The organism is Halobacterium jilantaiense (assembly GCF_900110535.1).
GTDB classification, from domain to species: domain Archaea; phylum Halobacteriota; class Halobacteria; order Halobacteriales; family Halobacteriaceae; genus Halobacterium; species Halobacterium jilantaiense.
Genome location: NZ_FOJA01000001.1, coordinates 2,038,961 through 2,053,243, shown reverse-complemented (window position 1 = coordinate 2,053,243; position 14,283 = coordinate 2,038,961). Strand labels below are relative to the sequence as shown.

16 protein-coding genes and 1 pseudogene are annotated in these 14,283 nt (G+C 61.8%); 2 read left to right on the top strand and 15 right to left on the bottom strand.

Translation table 11 applies throughout. The features are described from left to right. Window positions 1-32: 32 nt before the first annotated feature. The 10 genes from twy1 to BMW35_RS10480 all read right to left on the bottom strand — a co-directional run bounded on the left by twy1 (window position 33) and on the right by BMW35_RS10480 (window position 7,535). Complete coding sequence (twy1, locus tag BMW35_RS10515; RefSeq protein WP_089669396.1) at window positions 33-1,010, bottom strand: 4-demethylwyosine synthase TYW1; 978 nt, start codon at window positions 1,008-1,010, stop codon at window positions 33-35. 87 nt (window positions 1,011-1,097) lie between these two features. Next, window positions 1,098-1,664: an FxLYD domain-containing protein gene (locus tag BMW35_RS15370; protein ID WP_143052190.1), complete on the bottom strand. Its 567-nt coding sequence runs from the start codon at window positions 1,662-1,664 to the stop codon at window positions 1,098-1,100. Between the two features lie 234 nt (window positions 1,665-1,898). Further along, window positions 1,899-2,585 (bottom strand): hypothetical protein, encoded by a 687-nt coding sequence (locus tag BMW35_RS10510; RefSeq protein WP_089669395.1) that lies wholly within the window; start codon window positions 2,583-2,585, stop codon window positions 1,899-1,901. A gap of 4 nt (window positions 2,586-2,589) precedes the next feature. Beyond that, window positions 2,590-3,012: a hypothetical protein gene (locus BMW35_RS10505; RefSeq protein WP_089669394.1), complete on the bottom strand. Its 423-nt coding sequence runs from the start codon at window positions 3,010-3,012 to the stop codon at window positions 2,590-2,592. A 258-nt stretch (window positions 3,013-3,270) separates the two neighbouring features. After that, complete coding sequence (locus BMW35_RS10500) at window positions 3,271-3,522, bottom strand: hypothetical protein (RefSeq protein ID WP_089669393.1); 252 nt, start codon at window positions 3,520-3,522, stop codon at window positions 3,271-3,273. Next, entirely contained in the window at window positions 3,519-3,785 is a 267-nt protein-coding gene (locus BMW35_RS10495; protein WP_089669392.1) for a hypothetical protein, read from the bottom strand. Before BMW35_RS10495 ends, BMW35_RS10500 begins: the two co-directional genes overlap by 4 nt. Then, window positions 3,782-4,003 carry a hypothetical protein gene (locus tag BMW35_RS10490; protein WP_089669391.1) on the bottom strand — a complete coding sequence of 74 codons (222 nt, stop codon included), beginning with the start codon at window positions 4,001-4,003 and terminating at the stop codon, window positions 3,782-3,784. Before BMW35_RS10490 ends, BMW35_RS10495 begins: the two co-directional genes overlap by 4 nt. Beyond that, complete coding sequence (locus BMW35_RS10485) at window positions 4,003-4,392, bottom strand: hypothetical protein (RefSeq protein WP_089669390.1); 390 nt, start codon at window positions 4,390-4,392, stop codon at window positions 4,003-4,005. Before BMW35_RS10485 ends, BMW35_RS10490 begins: the two co-directional genes overlap by 1 nt. 87 nt (window positions 4,393-4,479) lie before the next feature. After that, window positions 4,480-4,635, bottom strand: coding sequence for a hypothetical protein (locus BMW35_RS15640; RefSeq protein WP_177170820.1), 156 nt, complete (start codon window positions 4,633-4,635; stop codon window positions 4,480-4,482). A 473-nt stretch (window positions 4,636-5,108) separates the two neighbouring features. Further along, on the bottom strand, window positions 5,109-7,535 hold the full coding sequence (locus tag BMW35_RS10480) for a phage/plasmid primase, P4 family (protein WP_143052189.1): 2,427 nt from the start codon (window positions 7,533-7,535) through the stop codon (window positions 5,109-5,111). Window positions 7,536-8,059: 524 nt separating this feature from the next. On the opposite strand from BMW35_RS10480, the gene BMW35_RS15365 reads away from it, so the two are divergent. Beyond that, complete coding sequence (locus tag BMW35_RS15365) at window positions 8,060-8,797, top strand: hypothetical protein (protein WP_143052188.1); 738 nt, start codon at window positions 8,060-8,062, stop codon at window positions 8,795-8,797. Here the strand turns inward: BMW35_RS15365 and BMW35_RS10475 are convergent. Both BMW35_RS10475 and BMW35_RS16045 read right to left on the bottom strand, forming a co-directional pair. Next, window positions 8,794-10,101 (bottom strand): site-specific integrase, encoded by a 1,308-nt coding sequence (locus BMW35_RS10475; protein ID WP_089669388.1) that lies wholly within the window; start codon window positions 10,099-10,101, stop codon window positions 8,794-8,796. The two genes, BMW35_RS15365 and BMW35_RS10475, sit on opposite strands and share 4 nt — an antisense overlap. Before the next feature lie 61 nt (window positions 10,102-10,162). Further along, a pseudogene (locus tag BMW35_RS16045) lies at window positions 10,163-10,387 on the bottom strand (hypothetical protein); the annotation flags it as partial. Here BMW35_RS16045 and argS point away from each other — a divergent pair. Further along, a complete protein-coding gene (gene argS, locus BMW35_RS10470) occupies window positions 10,386-12,140 on the top strand; it encodes an arginine--tRNA ligase (protein WP_089669387.1) in 1,755 nt (584 codons plus the stop codon). The pseudogene BMW35_RS16045 and the gene argS sit on opposite strands and share 2 nt — an antisense overlap. A 143-nt stretch (window positions 12,141-12,283) precedes the next feature. On the opposite strand, the gene BMW35_RS10465 is transcribed toward argS, so the two are convergent. The 3 genes from BMW35_RS10465 to BMW35_RS15840 form a co-directional block, all read right to left on the bottom strand. Next, on the bottom strand, window positions 12,284-13,138 hold the full coding sequence (locus BMW35_RS10465) for a MinD/ParA family ATP-binding protein (protein ID WP_089669386.1): 855 nt from the start codon (window positions 13,136-13,138) through the stop codon (window positions 12,284-12,286). Window positions 13,139-13,281: 143 nt separating this feature from the next. Further along, window positions 13,282-13,674, bottom strand: coding sequence for a YccF domain-containing protein (locus tag BMW35_RS10460; RefSeq protein WP_089669385.1), 393 nt, complete (start codon window positions 13,672-13,674; stop codon window positions 13,282-13,284). Continuing rightward, window positions 13,671-14,159 carry a PH domain-containing protein gene (locus tag BMW35_RS15840; RefSeq protein ID WP_218138601.1) on the bottom strand — a complete coding sequence of 163 codons (489 nt, stop codon included), beginning with the start codon at window positions 14,157-14,159 and terminating at the stop codon, window positions 13,671-13,673. The genes BMW35_RS10460 and BMW35_RS15840 overlap by 4 nt, the downstream gene beginning before the upstream one ends. Window positions 14,160-14,283: the final 124 nt, after the last annotated feature.

Sequence of the window (14,283 nt, the reverse complement as noted above, 5' to 3'; positions counted from 1 at the left end):
TCCGCGAAAATGGTTTTTTGGCTAGGCTTCCCTCAGTCAGCCTGCGCGCCCTCCGCCCAGAACTCGGAGCCGTGTTCCAGTTCCGGCACCCACGTGTCCTCGTCGCGCGCCAGCAACGCGATTCGCGAAGACTCGTCGGTCTTCAGCACCGGGAGACTCGACATGTGCTCCTGCACCGTCTCGGCGAACGCCGTGACGCGCTCGGGGCTCGGCATCGCCTCCCGGCCGAGGCGGTCCCGGCTGTCGCCGACGTGCATGTACGCCTTCAGCTCCACGAAGTCCGGGTCCGCGCGCTCGAAGAACCCCGCGTACCAGTCCGGGTTCGCCATGTTCTCGCCGCCAACGAGCGTCGTCCGCAGCACCGTCCGCGTCTCGTCTTTCTCGTAGAGCACGTCCATCGTGTCCACGAGCTTCTCCCACGCGTCGTCCTCCTGAGCCCCGACCACGTCGTCGAACGTCGCGCGCTCCGGCGCGTCCACGGAGACGTAGAGCTGCGTCGGGTCGCACTCCCGCAACACCTCCGGCCGAGTGCCGTTCGACACGAGGAACGTCGTCAGCCCGCGGTCGTGGAACGCCTCGATGAGTTCCGGGAGGTGCGGGTAGAGCGTCGGCTCGCCGTCCAGAGAGATGGCGACGTGCCGGGGCTCCAGCGCCTCCTCGAAGCGCTCTCTGGGAACCTCGTCGTTCCCGCCGAACCCCGACAGCAGCTTCCGCTGGAGGCGAATCGAGGCGTCGACGACGGCCTCCGGGTCGTCCCACTCGACGCCGTCGAGTTCGTACGTGTGCCCGGAGTGGTCCCGCCAGCAGAACACGCAGCGCTCGTTGCACCGCACCACCGGCGTCATCTGGATGCAGCGGTGCGAGCGGATGCCGTAGAAGGCGTGCTTGTAACACGACCGACCTTCTGTAAGTGCATTCTTCGTCCATCCGCAGGCCTGGGCCGCCGTGTGATTCACGCTATGGTAGTCCGGATCATCGACTTGCTTCGGTCCGGACTCGCCCTCGCTCATACAGGGAGGCAAGCGTGGGAACGGCAAAAAGCCCGTCCATCCCACCCAGAACGGTCATGCCCTCCAAGTATCGGGGATGGCCAAGCGTTATTGGAGAAGAACAACCTCGTGATCGGCGGCCCTATCTGTCCATTCACCGTTTAGAATCCGAACGCGGCTATTGAAGTTCCAAGTTTTACCGTCAGACAGACCACTCTTTGACGTGATGGCAGTTCCGAGGACGTTCCCGTTTTCTGCATACACCTTCGGGACAGCCATTAGGAAAGCATCGTCAACACCGCTTGTATTCTCGACCGTTGCTGAGATGATAGGGCGATTGTCGTCCTGTGGCACCTCCATACCTGACTCAGTGACGCTAAATCCATCGGGGAAATAGGTGCGTGGCGTTGTAGTCGCTTGAGTGATTACAAGCTCGCCTCGCTCAACCTTTGAGGGGTTGTCAACGTATATGACGAAGGCGTCCCATACTTCGCCAGGAGCTAGGTCACTGATTTTTACCACGCGCGTGGTCAATAGGTTGTCCTGCCCGTCGTAGAATTTCCCAGTGACAGCGACCGACCTCAGCCGTTTAGTGCCCGTATTCTTGACGTGCCCCACAATCGCGCCTTCCTCGTAGCCGTTTGGTGATTGGACTCGGTACTCCGCCGAGGTCACACTCGCCTCAACCGAGGTTGAGGAGGTTTGCGTCTGTGAGTCAGTAGATGTCGAGGTTGTCTGTTGCCCAATCGATGTTTGTGACGCGGTTGCTGGATTCGCCGAGTCGCCACTACTGGTACAACCAGCGAGTCCTGCCGCACCGATTGTAGCTGCAGTAGCAAGGAATCGCCGTCGGTTCATATCCCAGTCGTTCTCATCAATACGAAAATAACTACGGATTGGTTCCCCCGACTAGTAGTCCTCGGGGTAGCCATCCAGGGTGTCCCCCGTCGACTCTCCCACGTACGCCTCTACAATATCCGCCACCAAGCCGGCGAGCGCACCCGAGGGAGCACTCGGGGTACTGTCGCGGCCATAGTAGAGATACGGAACGCCTCCGCGAATGGTGGCCGTGTTATGCGGCCGGAGGAGTGGGGCGTCCCGCTTGAGGAGATACCGGAGTTGGATGAACTTGTACTTCCCAACGTAGTCCTCAATCGGGAAGAACGGGAGCGCCACAGTGTAGTCCGTCACCTTGCCGTTCTCGACGATCACGCGACTAGTGTAGTCGCCGCCCGTTTGGGTCGGGAAGATGTCGAACGCCACTGTGCTATCATCCAGTAACGGGTTATTCACGTCGGCGACGGTGTCGGCGAGCCGGTCGCCTAATGCGGGCGCGTCAAACCGGTCGCCGTCTCTATTCCAGCTGCTATCTCCCGCCCAGAAATACTGTCGCTCGGTATCGTCCGGGGTGGCTTCACTCGGGAGGTCCTGCGCGCCAGCAATCTCACTGGAATTCGGCCGGGGCATGGCTACGTGGGACGCGCAATCACCGTGCGCGGCCTGGGAGAACAGGCCGCCGAGGTGGTCGCGCTCCCAGAAATCCAACCCCTCCGGATAGGGGTCCAGGTCCGGGAATGGGTCCTCGCCAACACTCATCGGGTTACTGGATGCTCGCGCGGACGTCCGCCACCGTCACCGAATCGGCGAGGTCGTCCGGGTTCGATTCAGCCTCGATTTGGCGGGACCGCTCCCCTATCGCGTCGAGGACGGTGACGCGGGGGCCGTACCGCTTTTGCTCGGCCGCCAGCAGCAGGTCGAGAATTGCGTCATGCTCGCCCGCTTCAATCGCCGCAGCCGCGTCGTCCGCTGCATCGAGGACCGCCTCAAGCTCCGAGGTTGCCACCCACCGGAACACGTGGTTCCCGGACTTGTCGGTCTTGTTCTTGAGACGGTTGACGGTGTCCTCGTCATCGATGAACTGAATCGGGTCGCCGCCCGTGCGGCCGTAGTCGAAACTTACGCCCCGATGGAATTTGATCCCCGGATGGCCCTCGCGGAGCGCGAACAGGTATTCGTCACTCATTCTGACCACCGAATAGGGTCGGCGTGTGTTCATGGGACTGTACTAGCGTGGTCGTTCGATTCGAATCGTTCATAGTCGAATTGGGTCGGCGCGGTGGCTCGCCCGAGAGTGCCGAAACCTCGGGGTCGTCGCATGCCCCGCCGTGCTGTGACACACGAACGGGGTACTGGATCCATGACCGAAACGACGACGTCCGACGGCCGGCGTGGATGCTCGCCCCCGGGTGCCGGCGAACCCGGGGGGTCATCACGGACCAAGTCATTCGTCGACGTCCTCCGGAACACGCGGCGCGTTCTCGGCGTACTCCCCGCGAAGAACCACCGTCGGCCCACTATGGGAGAGGTCGGGGTTCCCCGCCGCGTCGGCTGGCACGCGGTCGCCGTCCGGCGTCACGTACCCGTCCCCGTCGCCGTCAGTATAGACAATTCCGTGGTGTGGCGTCGTCGCGTCAGACGGCGTCTCTAGGCTGTCGACCTTCCGCGCAATCTCACGCTTCGACCGGCGCGTCATGTCGACCGCCTCGCGTCAATCAGTTCCCGGAGCGCCGTCGCGTACGGCTCCTCAACGTGGTCACTGGCGTCCCGAAGGAACGCGCCCATCTCCTCGCTGTCGCCGTCCGGGTCGCCGGCGACACTCCCATAGTTCGCATACCGATACGCGAGCGCTGCGCGAAACGCCTCACGGACGCGGTCGGGGACGTCCCCGGGAGTCGTGGCCTCAGTCGTGAGGTCATCAAGCGCGCGTTCTAGCTCGCGCTTTGAGTGCCGAGTCATGAGTCGAAGTCCTCCCGTTCGGTGTGCCAGTCGCCGACGGCGTCGCGGGTGATCCGCGTCCGGGATGCCAGCCGCTTCTCGCCGTCGTCGCTCTCCCCGCCGTCCCAGTCCGTCGGAACCACGTAGTCGTTTATCACGATCTTCGACGGCCCGTCGTAGTCGGCCGTGGGGTCCAAGTCATCGACCGCGCGCTCGAGCTCCCGCTTGGAGTGCCGCATTATCGGCCACCTCCTTGCGCTTCTTCAAGCGCCGAGATACGGGCCGCCAACTCCTCGAGCTCCTGGAACTCCTGGCACCACTCGTCGAACTCCATGACCGTGCGAGCGGCCTTCCGGTATTTCTCCTCGCGCAGCAACCCAATCACCGCGCGGTTCACGACACTCTCCACGGTGAGCGCCCGGCGGTCGCGGTCCGCAACGTGCTCGCGGCTGGATTCAGCGATTCGGTCTAAGTCCTTGTGAATCTGCGTCTGACTAACGCCGAATCGCTCGGCTTGCTCCGACTGATTGAGGAGTTTCGGATGGCCGAGGTCCTCAATCTGTGAGAGTAGGTCCGCCCGCCGCTCTTGGTACGTGAACTCCTCGGGTGGCTTCGCTGGGATTTCCACGTTGGAATAGTCGGGTTCACTACCACCGTTTACAACCGTTTGATTAGACGCAGTCATGTGATTTGAGGGAGTTGTAGGAGGGCTATTTCACGCACGGCCACGGCCGTCGTTCTCTGCCGGTTCCTCCTGGTCCGCGAGTAGTGACTGTATGGCGCGGTTGTAGTTCCGGAGGTCGTGCTGTTCTTTGTACGCCTTGAGGTCGTCACGGGTCGACGTCCCCAGGGGGATTGAGGTTCGATCCATACGCAGACATATGTGTGATATACACTTATATTTCTGTGTCAGGATAGTGGTATAAGGGCATGTAGTTCAGAACGGAAACGCGACCTTCCGAGCACAGGGAGTTACTATGAGTCACTTTGAATGGAAATGGAATATACATCAATAAATAGATAGAAATGTTATCATCCAGCCCACAACCGTTGTTGGTACTCGGCCGTTACAAGGGTCATCGGCCGTGGTCTGCACCGTGGTGAAAGTGTTACCACCGTAATACAGAGAGTATAACCACGCTTCCGCCAATATAATCTAGTTGACTAGACAAACCCCGATGAACCACACAGGCGGGCGGGCATGCATACGCATACGCGCGTAGATATGCCGGGGGTTGTCTAGTTAAAATACTTATATTGGCGTACTGTGGTGTGTGATGCCTGGATCCGGCAAGTTATACTTTCACCAGGGTAAGGAAAAGAAGTGAAATAAACAATTCGGGGCTACTCGAAGCCGCCGAAGCCACTGGATGACCGGCCACCTGCGTCTGTGTCCGACCGATAGGCGTCTGCTCGCGCCGTGAACGAGACATTCAGAAAACACCGTTTCTGTGTTCCGTTCACAGTCGCACGGCCGTCACTCACGTTGTGGTCTGTTTTCAGCCGCGTGGTCATTTCACTCTGCATTTCCGCCGGCATGGACTCTTGCTCGCAGAAGTTCTTATACACTTGATGCACGGTCTTTTTCGGAATCGGTTCGGTGTTACCTACGTCACCCACGTCAAGGCACGTAGACGCGAATCGGTCCACTGTACTCCCCCATTTATCCCACTTCTCGGCTGTTAGGGACGGCGTCAAGTCACCCGTGAAGCCACCCTGTTCCCGAAGCCGCTGCAGGCCGTCAAGCGCCCAGTTTAAGATACCGGGAAGCTCCGATTCGAGTTTCTCGTCTAAATCACCGTCGCGGTCGTCCTGTGGGATTGTTCGAGGAAATGCCGCGAGGAGAATCCGGCGATAGAACGCCCCGTCGTCGTTCTCCGTATCGGGGAGCTGGTTCGCTGCGAAAATGTGTTTCGCGGTTGGCGTGAACATGAACGGGTCTTTGCCCTTCCGCTCAGCCTTGATGGGGTCGCCCGCGATAATCTCTTTGAACGTCCCGGTTTTCTTCACCGCGCTCGCGGGAATATCGTTCCGGATATTCACCCACTTCCCGTACAGTTCCGCGCCGCCGAACCGTTGGGTCATTTCCTGTGGGGAGAGACTAGCCACGGTGTCCTCACCGTGAAGAGCGCGTATCGTATCGGCAAACGTGGATTTCCCGCTATTCCGTGGACCGACGATGAAGAGGCTCTTATGCCACTTTAGCCGCCAGTGCATTAGCGTGAAGCCCGCGAACTCCTGCAGTTTCTTCTTGGCTGTTTCGTCGGACACCACTTCGTCAAGGAATTGTTTGAACCGGGGACAATCCGCGTCCGGATCGTATTCCGTTCCGAGACGGCTCAAGAAATTATACTCGGGGTCGTGGTCGGATAACTCACGGTCGGATACGTCCAACACGCCGTTGGCCACGGCAACTTTCTCTGCAGGCCCACCCATATCGTCTTGTGTGACTGTCGTAGCCGCTCGAAGGTGGGATAAGACCTCGCGGACCTCGTTACGCGCGTACTTGTCACGCAGGCGGTCACGGACGATTTGGCGGGCTTGTGACTCTCCGGTTTGCCGGTAAATCCCGTCGTTCGGATCGTACCACCATAGCGTATCGTCTTCCTCGAAGGTCCGCCAATAGTGGTTTTGTAGGAGAACTTCGGCGGCGTCATACCGTGCGGCGTTCTTCCCGTCGCTGTTCTCCGCGTTCTGATACCGCTCGTATACGTCCGACCACGTCACGTCGTGCGTGCCGGTTCGCTTGTCGCCGTCTGTGACGTTCTCGCCGGCGTCACGCTCCGGGGAAGTGTTCTCTGTGGCGTCCGGGTCGTAGAACTCAGTTTGACCCTCTAGCGCCGTCCGTATCGTTCGCTCCCCATACGTCCGGTCGCCACGGTCGGCATCCCACTTCTCCCGGTACAAACCGGATTCGCGGAACAGACTGTCAATCCTCGAACGGTCACCGCCCGTCCAGAACGCCAGCAGATTCACGAGCGCCTGATCCGCTTCGCTCTGTGACGGATACCCCGCCGTATCTCCGTTCCACAGCCGGCGGAACTTCTCACCGTTCTCGGCGTTCTTCGCCTTCTCGATAAGGTCGGCGTCCGATAGGGGGACCGACCCGGTCTTGCCGGCCTTAGGGGTGGGGTTCACGCCGCCAGGTCCATCCTCCGAGCCGGCGGATTCAGCGTCACTAGCGATATACTCACCGTGGACGTCCTTCACTGCTTGATGGACTTGCGTCACGTCCGCCGGCGTGTCCTCAATCCGGTGGCCGGTCACAGTCAGATATCGGCCGGTATCGTACATCTCAATGTGGCCGGGTTCATCCTCGACGTCCGCGCGGTTCCCTCCCTCAGGGACGAACCCCAGGCCGAGTAACCGCAATCCGGTTCCGGACGGGGATACCTCCGCATACGTGGGGACCTTCTCAAGCACGTGGTCGGCCCATGCCTCGCGGTCGCCTGTTTCGGGGTCGCGGCAATCATCAAGGTCAAGGCCCAGAATGGTAGCCTCGTCGTGAAGAACGAATCCGATCCCATCCGTGTCCGTGGTTTGCTTGGCGTGGTAGCTGACCGCGTCCTCGAACGACGTCCACGTTTCGCCGTCCGTGGATTTGGCAATCCCTCCGGTGTTGACGTCGACGGGGAGTTTCGTCCAATCTTCGCGGTCGGCGTCCCATTCGTACCGCCAGCACACCCACGCATCCTGATTGGTGAGTGTGTCGGGGATTGCGCTGGGGGTTACATCTAATGGCTCTGGGCGTGGGGGTTTTTGAATGCTCACCGAATCACCCCGTAGGCGCGGGCGTGCGATTCACACACTGGCGTTCCGTCAATTTCGGTGTGCGCGGGTTCCCAGCATCCGCCACAGAATTGTTTTCCGTAACGACTTTGTGGCTGGCTTCTGTAGTCAGTCACAGGCGAATCACCCACTCGGTGTTCGTCGTCATCCCCATCGTCGCAGTGGCGGCCGCGCCAACGGCCGTCTCGTTTCCGTACATTACGCTTCAGCCTCCTGTTCGGATAGTTCGAGGAGTGCCTCCGCGAGGCCGGCTGCGGGAAGGTCGGTGTCCGTGAGGTCGGCGAGGTCCTCGCGGTGTTCTTCGACCGCGTCGATCATGGTTCTCCCTCGTATTCTTCTGCTAACCGCCGCAGCAGGTCGTCGTAACTCTCCTGTGGCTGCTTGAGTGGGTACAGGATATTGTCCCGTGTTTGCCGGGAGCACGGGAGTCGGGTGTTCGCCTTTGGCATACACAGGGTGTAACGGGCGTACAAACCTTTACATAAACGCAAGTATATTCACTTTACATGGGAGAGCGAGCAAATGGCCCGATTCTCACGTCAACGCGCCGGGACGTACTCCAGGGTGACTACGACAGACCTAGCAGGCAGGCAGAACAGGACCATAAAGACGCGATTGAAGAAAACACCCAATTAGGGCTCCAAGACTACCAATTCCTCTTCAACCACGTAGACCAAGAAGACTTAGCGGATATCATCGGTGGAGAAGCGGATTCCGAAGACGGACCTGTGGCCCATGATAGTCGAGATATGGACTTGGCCGATCTCGAATGGGACAATGCCAGGGAGTTCTTCACGAAACAACGGGACCAAGACGGGAGGATTTGGCCCCCGGACCAAAACCCCGACGCCAAAATACCGTATGAGCGGTACCGCGAAGAACTCAAGCAGTCAAACAAAGCGACCCCGGAGATGCAGAAGACACTGATTGATTGTATTGGGTTCCTATGCCGGGCTGCCGAAGCCGGAGAGTTAGACATCCACGACCTGATTGAGCGTGGAGTTGAGCGATACTATCGGACGCACCCAACAGAAGAAAATCGATTGGTGGATGTACGGTCTTGGTCCGAAGAAAAGAACGCGGAGAAAATCAAAGCGTACTCCCGTCAGACAGACTGGGAGCCATCCTCGCCTGAAGGGGAAGAGGGGGAAAGCGCAACCATTATTGAGGGCTCTAGTTCCTTTGACCCCAAAGAGGCTGAATCCGCAATAGCCCGGTTTTTGGCCCGTGACGGAAGGAATTAGTCCTCGCCAAGTTTCTCCGCGAGCGCCGCCTTCACCTCCGGGTCATCAAGAATCTCATCGAGCGTATCCAGCTTCTCCTGCGTATCCGAATCCTCCGGGTCCGTCTCCGCATAGGACTGTTTCATGTCGTCCTGTATTTGGTCCTCGGCCGCCTTCGCGTCCGGCGCGAACACCGTCCCACACCCCGGACACGCCTTCGCCTCCGGCTCTAACTGTTCGCCACACGTCGGACACACCTGCGGCGTCAACGGACTTTCCTCTTCAGGCTCCCGCATGTCCGCTGCGACTTCCGCCGCGCGAATATGGTCGTCGTCAGTCAGGTGCTGGTAGGTCGTTTCCATTACCTTACTGTTCGGGCCGTGTCCGATTAGGTGCTTAATCGTCGATTCGTCCATGCCGTAGTCGCGCTTACACGCTGTGACGAAGTAATGCCGGAAGTTGTGAGGGTTTGGTGGTTTGTCCACTCCCGCGTTCTTGGCTACCTTCTTGAGTTGCGAGCGAATCGTTGACTGTGACAGTTTCTCCCCGGCTGTCCCACGCTGCGCGGTCGGGAGGCACGTAATCAGATAGTCGTCGGGCTCCCCCGTGGGATGGTCTTTCAACCAGTCATAGACGGGCCGGGCCGCGCCGAGGAGTGGACGCTTCGAGCCGTTCTTGTCCGCGCCCTTCAACCCGGCTTCGTCCGTGTTCAAGTAGTAAACCCCCTCGTCAGTGTCGACGTCCTTCACGCGGAGCGTCTGAATTGCTCGAATCCGCTGGCCCGTATTCAATAAGAGCTCAAGCACACACCGATCCCGTGTGTTGTTCACGGCGTCCCGGAGTTCCTGAATTTCCTCCCGAGTGTACATATCGCGTTCGTCCACTGACGACTTCGGCTGGCGTTTCACCACAACTTCAGTGTGGTTAATCCCGAGGTCGTCGTGGTATTCGTAGAACTTTGTAACGCCGCTCTGCCACTGTGAGAGCGTGCTCTTGGCGTAGCCGCCCTCCTTCACGTCTGGGTGGGTGCCACTACCAATCTCGTCAAAGAACGCGTTGACAGCGCGCGTGTCCGGCATCTCAACAAGCGGCGTGTTCGCCAGTTCGCCAACGCGTTTCAGGGCTTGCGCGTACGCTGCGAGCGTCCCGTAGGCTTTCGTCTCGCGTTCCCCGTTTTCACCCGTGAAATTGACTGTGGATATGTCGGGATTGATTGCGTCTAGGAATTCGAGCGCGGCGTCTATGTCGTCGGGGTGGAGGTCGGCGTCTTTCAGTCGGTCCCGTGAAAGCTGGTAGCGGCGTTCGGGGTCGTCTATCGAGGACATACTGAGTTCTACGCATACCAATACGCGCCGTGCTTATAGCAGTTTGGTACGACTATAAGGCGTGCTTGTAGCAGGTGCCCTCGCCGCGCATCGCGTTCGCGGTCCAGCCACACGTCTGGGCGGCCGTGTGGTTCTCGTGGTGGTAGTCCGGGTCGTCCACCTGCTTCGGCATGGCACCGAGTTCGGCGCTCGCGGGGAAAAGCGTGGCGTCAGCGACACAGCCGCGCGAGCCACGCCGGCCGCGCTTCAGAACACCTTTTGTCGGCGGCGTCCACCACACGGGCATGTTCATCGCTTTCCGCCGGGAAGTCGAGGCCGCCGTCGAGGCGGCCCTCGACGACCTCGGCTACCCGACCGGGGACCTCGGCATCGAGGAACCGCCAGGTGACGTGCCCGCCGTGCTCGCGTCGAGCGCGGCGTTCCGGCTCGCCAGCGAGGCGGGTGCGCCGCCGCCCCAGGTCGCCGGCGAACTCGCCGACGCTATCGACGTTTCGGACGCGGAGTACGTCGCCGACGCGCGCTCGCAGGGCCCGTACGTGAACTTCGCGCCGAGCGACGCGTACTTCGCGGACACGCTCGCCGCGGCCCAGAACGACGACTGGGGGCATCTCGAAGACACCGGCGAGTCCGTCGTCGTCGAGCACACGAGCGCGAACCCGACGGGGCCGGTCCACGTCGGCCGCGCCCGGAACCCGATTCTGGGGGACGCGCTCGCTCGCGTCCTGGAGTACGCGGGCAACGACGTGACCCGCGAGTACTACGTGAACGACGCCGGCCGCCAGATGGCGGTGTTCACGTGGGCCTACGAGACGTTCGACGAGAGCGACCTGCCGGAGCCGGGCCGCGAGAAGCCCGACTACGACCTCGTTCGGTACTACCGGAAGGGCAACGAATTCCTCGAAGAGGGCCCCGGGGAAGAAGTCGACGCCGCCGAGGCCGAGATTGCGGCCATCATCGAGGGGCTCGATCGTGGCGACGAGGACACCTACGAACGCGTCGAGGAAGTCGTCGACACCGTCCTCGGCGGGATGCAGGAGACCCTCGGGCGGCTGCCGGCCGAGTTCGACGAGTTCGTCAAGGAGACCGAGTTCCTCCGCGACGGCTCGACGCACGAGGTCGTCGACCGGCTGAAGGACTCCGAGTACGCCTACGAGGAGGAGGGCGCGTGGCAGCTCGACCTCGACAACTGGGACATCGAACAGTCGTTCGTCTTCCTGCGCTCGGACGACACCACCCTCTACACGACCCGCGATTTGGCCCACCACGAGTGGAAGTTCGAGGCGTTCGACCGCGCCATCACCGTCCTCGGCGAGGACCAGGAACTGCACGCGAACAAGCTCAACGCCGCCCTCGACATCCTCGGCAACGACACCGACCGCCTCGAAGAGCAGTTCTACGCGTGGGTGAACCTCCCCGGCGGCGAGTCCATGAGCACCCGCCAGGGCACCGGCGTCGACATGGACGACCTGCTGGACGAAGCGGTCTCGCGGGCGGAAGAGGCCGTCCGCTCCCGGATGGGCGACCGCGTGCGCGGCGACGGCCTCTCCGACGACGACGTCGACCGCATCGCCGAGCAGGTCGGCATCGGTGCAGTCCGCTACGACATCGTCTCCAAGCAGCCGACGAAAGCCATCACGTTCGACTGGGAGGACGCGCTGGATTTCGAGGGGCAGAGCGCGCCGTTCGTCCAGTACGCCCACGCCCGCGCCTGCGGCATCCTCGACGAGGCCGGCGACGTCGAGCCCGAACTGGACGCCGACGTGCTGGACGAGGACGCCGAGCGCGCGCTGCTCGCCTCGGTCGCGCGGTTCCCGCTCGTCGTCGAGGCGGCCGCCGAGGACCTCGAACCCCACCAGGTCGCGACGTACACGCGGGAGTTCGCCGACGACTTCAACGCGTTCTACCGGGAGTGCCCGGTGCTCGCCGACGACGTCGCGCCCGAGGTCCGGGCGGCGCGGCTCGCGCTCGTCGACGCGGCGCGCCAGACACTCGCGAACGCGCTCGACGCGCTCGGCATCGACGCGCCCGAATCGATGTAGAAGAGGCGTCTAGATCGGTGCGCCGACGTACGCGAGGGCACCGTACGTGATACCGATTGCTAGCAGGACGTAGAACAGCAGCCAGCCGGTCGACATCGAGTCGCTCTCAGTTGCCATACGCGTCTCTCGGAGTGCGCTCTCGCTTAATCCTTCCCGTTCGACCCGAGGAGGCCGCCGGTCACCCGCGATAGCAGCGACCGGCTCTCCGTCCCCTCGACGTCCTCGGTCATCATCTCCGCCATCGCCGCTCCGGGTTCAGCGTCCCCGTCGCCGTCCCGGAACGACAGCGGCGGCGACTCGCCGAGCAGTTCGTAGCCGAGTTCGCGGTACGACTGCCCGGCCGGACTCTCGGGCGCGAACGCCACGAGCGGTTCGCCCGCGCGCTCGCTGTCGGCGACCGTGCTGTCCTCGGGAATCGACCCCAGAATCTTCACGTCGAGGGCCGCCACCTCGTCGTCGTCCGCCACGTCGCTGCCGGAGACGCGCGTGACGACCAGCCCCGTCACGCTGCCGCCGACGCGCTCCACGAGGTCCCGGGTCTTCGCCGTGTTCTCCAGGGCCGCCGCCTGCCGCGTCGACACCAGCACCGTCTCGTCGGCCAGCCCCAGCGGCACAGTCGTGTCGTGGCTCAGCCCGCCGCCGGTGTCGACGATGGTCACGTCGTACTCCGACCGCAGCGCGTCCGCTACGCCCCGGAGTTTCGAGGGGTCTGCCCGCCCGAAGTCCTCGATTGCGGTGCCGCCGACCACCACGTCGAATCCGCTGGGCACCGACGCCACGGCGTCCAGCGGCTTCGCGTCCCCCGCCAGCACGTCGTGGAGGGTCGCGTCGGCGGCCTCGACGTCCAGCACCTGGCCGACGTTCGCCATCCCCAGGTCGTAGTCGACGAGCACCACCGACCGGTCCGCCTCCGCCATCGCCGCAGCCACGTTTACGGCGGTCGTCGTCTTCCCGACGCCGCCTTTCCCCGAGGCGACGGCGAACACACGGCCACTCATGGCTACATCTTCGCACACCGTCACATAAAGCGTTTGGCGGTGACCGACAAATCGGGCGCTAAGTTACCCTTGGCCGTACTGCGACAATCAGCGACGGCGCTGCACGTCGAACGCTATGAAGAACCGCAGGAGGGCGTTCGGGGTTACTCCTCGTAGAGCGAGAGGACCTTCGGGAGCTTGTTGAACATCTTGATGCCGACCGGGAGCCCGAGTACGCTCAGGCAGAGGACGTACGCCACCACCGTCCACGCCAGACTCGCCCACCAGCCGACGAACACGAAGTACGCGCCGCGGACCAGGAGCCCGGGGGAGCTACCACTGCTCCTGCCGACCTCGATTCGGTTCACGTCGCTGTCCTCGGACGACTTCAGCGTCAGCGCCTTCGGGACGTAGTTCACGAGCTTGACGCCGACAGGCAGCCCCACGATGGTGAGACTGATCGCCCACGCCGCGGAGAGCAGCAGGCCAGTGAGCCACCAGCCGACCGCGACGAACCAGATCGCGCGGACGATAATGGACGGGCTGTCGTCGCTCACTGTTGGTCGTACTTCCGCTGTTCCTCCCGAATCGAGTGGGAGACGTCTTTGTAGTCGGGGACGCCGTGCCAGGTAATCTCGTCGTTGCTGGCGGTTCGGAGCGTGATGGAGCCGTGACCGAGGAGCCGCTCGAACAGCGATTGGGTCGTCGTGATGCTGTTGAGGTCGGAGATGCGGTACTCACGGCCCTTCTTGGACAGGAGACCAAGTTTCATCTTCACGCGCTCGTCGGTGACGAGGTACCGCGACTGCATCCGGGAAAGCACCACGTACCCGAAGATGACCGCCGCGATGAGGAAGCCACCGGCTGCCGCGTCGCCCGCCACGCCGAATAGCAACACGAGCGCCGCGAGGACTATCTCTTTCAGCCAAAGCGACCAGCCCGGCCGACGATTCTGTAACACCGATTCGTCTTGCATCAGGTCGATGCCGTCCGTGTCCGCCTGATGCGTCGTCTGTTCGTTCGTCGTCGCCGTTTCTGACATGCAGCCCGAGCAATCAGATTCCGAGTGATAAACGTTATCTCCAATTATACATATTGATAGAGACAGGTCAGTTCGCCCGCAGGGATTCGATAGAGAGAATCGACCGACGGAGAGTAGCGCCCCC